5 protein-coding genes are annotated in these 2433 nt (G+C 30.5%); all 5 read left to right on the top strand.

Features of this window, described 5'->3' with window-relative positions; genetic code table 11:
• Window positions 1-121 precede the first annotated feature (121 nt).
• On the top strand, window positions 122-535 hold the full coding sequence (flgB, locus tag VIM70_RS23315; RefSeq protein ID WP_414648751.1) for a flagellar basal body rod protein FlgB: 414 nt from the start codon (window positions 122-124) through the stop codon (window positions 533-535).
• A gap of 6 nt (window positions 536-541) precedes the next feature.
• The gene (flgC, locus tag VIM70_RS23320; RefSeq protein ID WP_331948173.1) at window positions 542-976 is read left to right on the top strand and encodes a flagellar basal body rod protein FlgC; all 435 of its coding nucleotides are present in this window, start codon (window positions 542-544) and stop codon (window positions 974-976) included.
• A gap of 11 nt (window positions 977-987) precedes the next feature.
• The gene (gene fliE / locus VIM70_RS23325; protein ID WP_331948174.1) at window positions 988-1287 is read left to right on the top strand and encodes a flagellar hook-basal body complex protein FliE; all 300 of its coding nucleotides are present in this window, start codon (window positions 988-990) and stop codon (window positions 1285-1287) included.
• A 15-nt stretch (window positions 1288-1302) separates the two neighbouring features.
• A complete protein-coding gene (locus tag VIM70_RS23330) occupies window positions 1303-1452 on the top strand; it encodes a hypothetical protein (RefSeq protein WP_331948175.1) in 150 nt (49 codons plus the stop codon).
• A 111-nt stretch (window positions 1453-1563) separates the two neighbouring features.
• Window positions 1564-2124, top strand: a complete 561-nt coding sequence (locus VIM70_RS23335; protein WP_331948176.1) for a transposase — start codon at window positions 1564-1566, stop codon at window positions 2122-2124.
• Window positions 2125-2433: the final 309 nt, after the last annotated feature.

A 2433-nucleotide genomic window follows, 5' to 3' on the forward strand; every position in this document is an offset into this window, starting at 1 on the left:
ATAGTATATAATAAAATTATAAAGTGGAAGATATTCGCTTGATAAACAAATTTCGCTAATTTTAGTAATATTTTAGGCTGAAAATGTGATTTTACATTCCATATTTAACGCTTTAAGGGAGATGGTGATTGTGATTATAAATGGAAATTCTTCAAGTGATGATACATATAATTTATTAAAAAAAAGTTTGGATGCGTCTGCGCTTAGAGGTAAAGTAATTGCAAATAACATTGCAAATATTAATACAAAAAATTACAAAGAGTTAAGTGTTTCATTTGAGGATACTTTAAATGATAACATGAGTGCAGATACACTGAAGACAGATAATAGTAAGCATATACAAACTGCTAGTGGTGGTGGAGAGATTACAGTACAAAGAGACGAGAACACTAGCATGAGACAAGATGGTAATAATGTGGATATAGATTTAGAAATGAGTAATCAAGCAGCAAATACACTAATGTATGACGCTCTTGTTAGTCAGGTTAATAGTAAGATTTCACTTTCTAGTTATGTTATAGGTGGAGGGAGGTAATAAATTATGAATAATGTGTTTACTGCAATGAATATAAGTTCTAGTGGACTCACAGCAGAAAGACTAAGGATGGACACAATAGCTTCTAATGTAGCAAATGCAACTACTACAAGAGGTGAAAATGGACAACCATATATAAGAAAAATAGCTGTATTTCAAGAAAATTTACAACAGGAATTAGATAAAACTACTGGCACATATAAGACAAATTTTAAAGGTGTTAAAGCTGTGGGTATTGAAAATGATCCTTCACCTTTAAGGCGTGTCTACGATCCATCGAATCCAGATGCAGGTAAAGACGGATACGTGATGATGCCTAACGTAAATATTTTAAATGAAATGGCAGATATGATTTCGTCTACAAGAGCATACGAGGCAAATGTAAGTGCTATGACTGCTGAGAAAAGTATGTTTTCAAAGGCTTTAGAAATAGGTAAATAGGAGAGTGTTTTATGATTATTAATGCAAATGTAAGCAGTACAACAATACCTAATGAAGTTAAAGCAAATGCCACAGAAGGCGATACCCCAAAAACTAGTTTCTTAGATACTTTAAAAGAAAAATTGGATGAAGTTAATAATCAGCAAATAGCATCAGATGATATTACTCAAAAGTTTGTTTCGGGTGACGAAACAGATATACATAAGGTTATGTTAGCAACAGCGGAAGCTAAATTGTCTTTAGAAACAGCAGTACAAATTAGGAATAAACTAGTAGACGCCTATGATGCATTTAATAAAATGCAGATATAGGAAGGGAGCTCGAATATGAACAAGCTACTTGAAATGAGAAATAAGTTCTCGCAAGTTTGGAGTAACTTAAGTAGAAATAAAAAAATAGCCTATAGTATACTTGCGGGGGCAATTGTAATAGCTCTTTCCTATTTTAGCAAGTTCGTCGGCAAACCTCCTCACTAGGGTGACAGGCACTTGTAAAACAATGTATAAAACAATGTAAAAGCAAAGGTTTTAAAAAATTAAAAACTGTCAATAATATAGATAATAAAAATTGACAGGAGAATGTATAAAATGGGAAGAAAAAAGTTAGAATGGTATCCAGGAGCTATGTATCATGTTACAGCAAGAGGTAATCGAAGAAGTGACATATTTAAAGAAGAAATTGATTTTGAATTCTATTTAAGATGTATGGAAGAGGCACTATGTTATTACAAAGATTGTTATAGAATTATAAGCTACTGTTTAATGACAAATCATGTACATATACAAATAGAAGCAAAAGAAAAGCCTATAAATTTTTATATTGGTAGGATTAATAATTTTTATGCAAAGAATTTTAATAAGAAATATAATTTTATAGGTCATTTATTTCAATCAAGATATAATGCTGAAATAATAGAGAAAGATGGATATGTATTAGAAGTAAGCAGGTATATACATTTAAACCCTATGAGAGCACAAATGGTTAAAAAGCCAGAAGATTATAAGTGGAGTAGTTATGGGATGTATATTGGAGATATAAAAGAGGAACTAATAACTTCAAATAAAATTTTGTCCTATTTTTTTAATGATAACCAAAGAAAAAAATACAAAGATTTTGTTGATAGCATTGGTATTGTTGCTGGTATATAAATGGCTAAATAGTCAAAGAAAAAGTTACAAATGGGCAGGATTTAGAAAGATGTTGAGTTATTTTAAGCTTCCTAAGTCCAAAGTGTGTGTAAATATCTTTGAACTTAAACTAACGATTAACTATATTGTGTAAATGATAATATGAGGAGCCGGATGCCTTAATTGGGCATGCGAGTCTGTCTAACAATAACAAAAAACTATATAAAACAGTAGAATAATGGTATTTATTTTAAAAAATTATCCCCAATAAGAAGTTTTAAAAAGTAGTAGGCATATTTCTTAGCCTAATATGCCTACCAATTTTCTAGT

Source organism: Clostridium sp., from assembly GCF_036569345.1.
Classification (GTDB): domain Bacteria; phylum Bacillota; class Clostridia; order Clostridiales; family Clostridiaceae; genus Clostridium_AD.

Coding starts and splice junctions, on each gene's coding strand:
- flgB (WP_414648751.1), top strand. CDS start 122: ATGGTGATTGTGATTATAAATGGAAATTCTTCAAGTGATGATACATAT.
- VIM70_RS23330 (WP_331948175.1), top strand. CDS start 1,303: ATGAACAAGCTACTTGAAATGAGAAATAAGTTCTCGCAAGTTTGGAGT.
- flgC (WP_331948173.1), top strand. CDS start 542: ATGAATAATGTGTTTACTGCAATGAATATAAGTTCTAGTGGACTCACA.
- fliE (WP_331948174.1), top strand. CDS start 988: ATGATTATTAATGCAAATGTAAGCAGTACAACAATACCTAATGAAGTT.
- VIM70_RS23335 (WP_331948176.1), top strand. CDS start 1,564: ATGGGAAGAAAAAAGTTAGAATGGTATCCAGGAGCTATGTATCATGTT.